Origin of the sequence: Nonomuraea antri (assembly GCF_013283785.1) — a bacterium.
Taxonomy (GTDB): Bacteria; Actinomycetota; Actinomycetes; order Streptosporangiales; family Streptosporangiaceae; genus Nonomuraea; species Nonomuraea antri.
Map to the genome: position 1 here is coordinate 1 of NZ_JABCPZ010000385.1, position 5,755 is coordinate 5,755.

The 5,755-nt window shown below is 72.4% G+C and carries 6 protein-coding genes and 1 pseudogene; 5 read left to right on the plus strand and 2 right to left on the minus strand.

Annotation, left to right across the window (positions count from 1 at the left end; genetic code table 11):
* The 5 genes from HII36_RS52795 to HII36_RS52815 all read left to right on the plus strand — a co-directional run.
* The coding region (locus tag HII36_RS52795) for an ABC transporter substrate-binding protein (RefSeq protein ID WP_173530962.1) at positions 1-814 on the plus strand (814 nt) is incomplete at its 5' end.
* Between the two features lies 1 nt (position 815).
* Positions 816-1,838: a FecCD family ABC transporter permease gene (locus tag HII36_RS52800; protein WP_173530963.1), complete on the plus strand. Its 1,023-nt coding sequence runs from the start codon at positions 816-818 to the stop codon at positions 1,836-1,838.
* The gene (locus HII36_RS52805) at positions 1,835-2,608 is read left to right on the plus strand and encodes an ABC transporter ATP-binding protein (RefSeq protein WP_173530964.1); all 774 of its coding nucleotides are present in this window, start codon (positions 1,835-1,837) and stop codon (positions 2,606-2,608) included. Before HII36_RS52800 ends, HII36_RS52805 begins: the two co-directional genes overlap by 4 nt.
* A complete protein-coding gene (locus HII36_RS52810; protein WP_173530965.1) occupies positions 2,605-3,243 on the plus strand; it encodes an adenosylcobinamide amidohydrolase in 639 nt (212 codons plus the stop codon). Before HII36_RS52805 ends, HII36_RS52810 begins: the two co-directional genes overlap by 4 nt.
* Positions 3,244-3,306: 63 nt before the next feature.
* The gene (locus tag HII36_RS52815; RefSeq protein WP_236005107.1) at positions 3,307-3,888 is read left to right on the plus strand and encodes a Uma2 family endonuclease; all 582 of its coding nucleotides are present in this window, start codon (positions 3,307-3,309) and stop codon (positions 3,886-3,888) included.
* On the opposite strand, the gene HII36_RS52820 is transcribed toward HII36_RS52815, so the two are convergent.
* Together HII36_RS52820 and HII36_RS52825 are read right to left on the minus strand one after the other, a co-directional pair.
* Positions 3,851-5,524, minus strand: a complete 1,674-nt coding sequence (locus HII36_RS52820; RefSeq protein WP_328808297.1) for a hydantoinase B/oxoprolinase family protein — start codon at positions 5,522-5,524, stop codon at positions 3,851-3,853. The genes HII36_RS52815 and HII36_RS52820 overlap by 38 nt on opposite strands.
* Positions 5,521-5,755 (minus strand): annotated as a pseudogene (locus HII36_RS52825) (hydantoinase/oxoprolinase family protein); the annotation flags it as partial. The pseudogene HII36_RS52825 and the gene HII36_RS52820, both read right to left, overlap by 4 nt.

Consider the following 5,755-nt stretch of genomic DNA (forward strand, 5'->3'; position numbering starts at 1 on the left):
CGTCACGATCGAGGCCGCCAACGGCCAGGTCACCATCGCCAAGAAGCCGGAGCGGATCATCTCGCTCTCGGCCACCCACACCGAGACGCTCTTCGCCATCGGCGCCGGCCCCCAGGTCGTCGCCGTGGACGACCAGTCGAACTACCCGGCCGAGGCGCCGAAGGGCGACCTGTCCGGGCTCAAGCCGAACGTCGAGGCCATCGCCGCCAAGCAGCCCGACCTGGTCATCCTCTCCAACGACATGGACAAGATCGTCGCCGAGCTGGGCAAGCTCAACGTGCCCGTCCTGCTCGAACCCGCCGCGACCAAGCTGGACGAGGCGTACGAGGAGATCGCCGAGATCGGCGCGGCCACCGGCAACAAGGCCAAGGCGGACGAGGTCGTCGCCGGCATGAAGACGGCCATGGAGAAACTGGCCGCCGAGGCGCCCAAGGACAAGAAGCTCACCTACTACCACGAGCTCGACCAGACCCCGTACGCGGCGACCTCGCAGACGTTCGTCGGCCAGGTCTACTCGATGTTCGGCCTGACCAACATCGCGGACAAGGCCCCGGACGCGGCCGGCGGCTACCCCAAGCTCTCGGCCGAGTTCGTGGCCCAGGCCGACCCCGACCTGATCTTCCTGGCCGACGTCAAGTGCTGCCAGCAGAGCAAGGACACCCTGGCCGCGCGGCCGGGCTGGAAGAACCTGTCGGCCGTCAAGAACGGCCAGGTCATCCAGCTCGACGACGACATCGCCTCCCGCTGGGGCCCGCGCATCGTGGACCTCGCCACCGCCGTCGGCGCCGCGGTCGCCCAGGCGGGCACCGGCTGACATGAGGCCTTCCAGGGCGAGACCCGTCTGGGTGGCGGGCGCGCTCGTCGTGCTCGCCTGCTCCATGATCGCCGGACTGCTCGGCGGCTCGGCCGACATCTCGCCGTGGCAGGTGGTCGTGCAGGCGGCGGACTGGCTGCCGTTCGTCACCGCCGACTCCGGTCTCACCGCCCTGGAGCAGGGGCTGCTGTGGGAGCTGCGCCTGCCCAGGGTGCTGATGGGCGCCGTGGTCGGCGGGCTGCTGGCCATGGCGGGCGCCGGGTACCAGGGCGTGTTCCGCAACCCGCTGGCCGACCCGTACCTGCTGGGCGCCGCCGCCGGCGCCGGGCTGACCACGACGATCGTCATCGTGCTCCTCCCGGTGCCCGCCGGGGGGATCCCGGTGGCGGCGTTCGCCGGCGCGGTCGGCGGCGTGTTCCTGGCGTACGTGCTGGGCAACACGGCCGGGCCGGCGGGCGGCACCACCACGCTGGTGCTGGCCGGCGTGGCGGTCACCTCGTTCCTGACCGCGATCCAGACGTTCGTGCAGCAGTTCAAGCTCGAGGAGCTGGCGAAGATCTACTCGTGGATCCTCGGCGACCTCGGCGGCGGCTGGGAGCCGCTGTGGCTGGTGCTGCCGTACGCGGCGGTCTCCTCGGCGCTGCTGCTGGTGCACGGCCGGATGCTCGACGTGCTGTCGGTGGGCGACGAGGAGGCCGGCAGCCTGGGCGTGCGCGCGGCCCGCGTCCGCTTCACCGTGCTGCTGGCCGCCTCGCTGGCCACGGCGGCCGCGGTGGCCGTGAGCGGGCTGATCGGGTTCGTCGGCATCGTCGTCCCGCACGTGGTGCGGCGGCTGGCGGGCGGCTCGTACCGGATCGTGCTGCCGCTGTCGCTGCTCGGCGGTGCCGCGTTCCTGGTGCTGGCCGACCTCGTCGCGCGCACCGTGCTGGCCCCCGCCGAGCTGGCCGTCGGCGTCGTGACGATGTTCGTGGGCGCGCCGTTCTTCGTCGCGGTGCTCCGCATGACCAGGCGGGCCGACACGTGATCGAGACCCAGGGGCTGTCGGTACGGCTCGGCGAGCGCGAGGTGCTCACCGACGTCGACCTCCAGGTGCGGCGCGGCGAATGGCTGGCCATCATCGGCCCGAACGGCGCCGGCAAGTCCACCCTGCTCAAGAGCGTGATGGGCCTGGTCGCCCACCGGGGCACGGTCACGCTCGACGGCCGGCTCTCCGGCACGCTCAAACCCCGCGAACGGGCCAGGCTGGTGGCGTACGCGCCGCAGACGCCCGCGCTGCCGTCCGACATGTCGGTGTTCGACTACGCGTTGCTCGGCCGCACCCCGTACATCCCGTACCTGGGCCGGGAGAGCCGCCACGACCGGGAGGTCACCGCGTCCGTGCTCGACCGGCTGGACCTGACCGGCCTGGCCGCGCGCCCGGTCGGCGAGCTGTCCGGCGGCGAGCGCCAGCGCGTCGTGCTGGCCAGGGCGCTGGCCCAGCAGGCGCCGGTGCTGCTGCTCGACGAGCCCACCACCGCGCTCGACCTCGGACACCAGCAGCAGGTGCTGGAGCTGGTCGACCGGCTCAGACGCGCCGACGGGCTCACCGTCGTGACCACCCTGCACGACCTGACCGTGGCCGGCCTGTTCGCCGACGCGCTGCTGCTGATCGCCCAGGGACGCGCGGCGGCGGCCGGGCGGCCGGAGCAGGTGCTCACCGAAGCGCTCGTCGGCCGGCACTTCGACGCGCATGTCAAAATCGAGCCCGGCCCCGACGGGCGGCCGGTGGTGCACTTGGTCAGGGGAGGCACGTGAAGCTCTCGTATCGGGTCGAGGACGGCGTGGAGCTCGGCTCGCTGCTGTGGCGGTTCGGCCCCGGCCACCGGACGATCTCCTCGGCCATGCTCGGCGGCGGCATCGGCCCCTGCGAGTGGGTGCTGAACGCCCAGGTCGTCGCCGGGTACGCGCGGATGGACCCGGTCGACCACCTGATCGAGCTCGGCCCCGGCGGCGCCGGCGTCGGCATGATGACGGCCGCCTCGGTCGACCGCTTCGAGCGGGCCGCCGACGGCGGGGCCGAGGCGGTGGCCACGGTCGGCCTGCGCGTCCCCACCTGGGCCGCCGCCCCCGAGGGCGCCGCCGACCCCGAGCTGGCCCCGATCCGCGTCGGCACGATCAACATCGTGGTCGCGCTGCCGGTGGCGATGACGGATGCCGCCCTGGTGAACGCGGTGATGACGGTGACGGAGGCGAAGAGCCAGGCCTTGCAGGAGGTGGGCTTCCCCGGCACGGGCACGGCGTCGGACGCGGTGTGCGTGGTGGTGCCGTCGCACGGGCCGGAAGAGCTGTTCGGCGGGCCCCGGTCGGAGTGGGGCGCCCGCATCGCCAGGAGCGTGCACGCGGCCGTGCGGCGCGGCGCCGAAGCGTGGTACTCCAACCACGCAAAGTGAGCGAGTTCGGGGAAGTAGCATGTGAGCGAGGGCGAGACTCCCGATACTGAGTGGGTGACCGCGATGGCGACGATCGAACCGACCGAGCAGCGCACGGTTCTTCCCGGTGCGCCTCCATACTCAGTCGACGACCTGCTCAAGTTTCCCGACGACGGGAACCGCTACGAGCTCTTCAACGGGAGCCTGCTGGTGAGCCCTGCCCCCCTCCCCCCGCACCAAGACACGATCTTCTTGACGCAGATCATCCTGCATAAGGCCGCGCCAAGGCATCTGCGTGCGATGACGACCATCAACGTGCGGGTGAGCGAACAAGATTTCTTCATTCCCGACCTCGCCGTGGTACAGCGCAAGGCGATCCATACGACGGGCCCGATGTTCTCGCCGCAAGACGTTCTGCTCGTCGGCGAGGTCGTCAGCCCCAGCACCAAACTGCGCGACCGTGCACTCAAGGTCGAGGCCTACGCGGCGGCGGGCATCCCCACTTACTGGCGCATCGAGTTGAACGAAGGGCCCACCCTCTACGTCTACACGCTCGATGGCGACAGCTACGCGAGTCCCATCGCCTACAAGGCCGGCACCGTGGCCCACCTCACTGAGCCCTTCCCCGTCAGTTTCGACCCCGCGGAGCTCCAAGACCTGGACTGACCACGCCGTAGTCACGGGCGGCGCCCTCCGGTGTGATGCGGCCCGCCCTGAGGTCGGCCTCGATCAGTTCCGGGTCGCGTTCACCGGGCGGCCCGATCCCGCCGCCGCCCGTCGTCTCCACGATGAACGCCTCACCGGCCGCGAACCGCACGTTGTTCACCTTCGACGCCAGCCGCTCCACCGTGCCGTCCAGGCGCCGCCGGTAGAAGCCGCCCAGCCGGCCCGGCAGGCCGCCGTCGCGTCCCGGCGGGGGGATGCGCAGCCGGTCGCCCCGCGTGGTCACGTGGCAGTCGGCCAGGAAGCGGTAGACGGTCCGCGAGCCCAGCCCGCCCCGGTGCCGGCCGGGGCCGCCAGAGTCCGGGACGGTCTCCACCGACTCGACGATCAGCGGGCAGCGGCTCTCCACCGGTTCCACCTGCGGGATCGAGTTGCGTCCGACACCGAAGTGCACGCCCGTCGCGTCCGGGCCGTCCAGCCCCTGCCTGGCGCCCACCCCGCCGAAGTCGTAGGACAGGTGGATCCAGTACGGCGGGCTCGTCGCGGCGATCGAGAACGGTTGCAGGATGCCGCTGGCCGCGATGGCCCGCTCGGGCACCGCGTCCGACAGGGCCTGGAAGACGGCCTCCATGGCGGCGTAGATCGGCACGTACCGGCCGCCGCACGGGTGCGGTGAGCGGGCGTCGAGCAGGCTGCCCTCGGGCAGGTGCACGTCGATGGCGCGCAGGCAGCCCTCGTTCATGGGGATCGCCGGGTCGAGGAAGCAGCGCACCGCGAACACCGCCGCGGCCAGCGACTGCGAGGCCGAGGCGTTGATGGCGGCGGGCACCTGGGGGCCGGTGCCGGTGAAGTCGAGCGCGGCCGTCGCGTCGCGCAGCGTGACCGCGACCCGCACCAGGTGCGGTGTCCCCGCGTCGATGCCGTCGTCGTCGATCGGGTAGGAGGCGGTGAAGCGGCCTTCCGGCAGCTCGGCCAGCGCCGCCCTGGTCCTGGTCTCGGTGTCGTCCAGGTAGTCGCGGACGCCGGCCGCCAGGTCGGCCGCGCCGTACTCGGCGATCAGCGACTCCATCCTGGCCGCCGCCACCGCCGTGCCCGCCACCAGCGCCCGTACGTCGCCCAGCACCTTGTCCGGGGTGCGGCTGTTGGCCCGCAGCACGGCCTCGACGGTGGCGTCCAGGCGCACCGGCGGGAGTTGCAGGCCCTCCAGGAAGATGTCCGTGGCCAGCGGCGCCATCCCGCCGGCCGACAGCCCGCCCAGGTCGGAGACGTGGATCATGGTCGCGGTGAAGTACGCGGGCGACCCCGAGACGAACACCGGACGGTAGACCAGCAGGTCGTTGGTGTGCACGCCGCCCCGGTAGGCGTCGTTGAGCACGTACACGTCGCCGGGGCGCATCGTCCCCAGCGGGATGTCCTTGATCACCTCGGGCAGCGCGACCTTGAGCGCCATGCTGTTCATCAGCGTCGTCGCCATCGAGTGGGCGATCAGCCGGCCCTCGGCGTCGAGCACGGCGGCCGAGGCGTCCGAGCCCTCGACGATGAACGTCGAGTACGCCGAGCGCACCACCACGATGCTGGCCTCCTCGGCGGCCACCACCAGCGCGTTGCGCAGGACCTCGCCGGTCAGCCGCGCGCTCACGACGGCCTCCCGCGGGTCAGGATCACCGCGCCGGCCCGATCCAGGGCGGCGTGCCAGCCGGGCGGCACCACGATGGTGGACCCGGCGTCCTCCACCACGCCCGGGCCGTCGAACGGGCTCAGACCGGCCCGCGACCACACCGGCACGTCCACGTAGCCGCCCAGCTCGGGGAAGTAGGCGGGCCTGCGCCCGGCTTCCGCCGCAGGGCCGGGCGGGGGCGCCGTCTCGGCG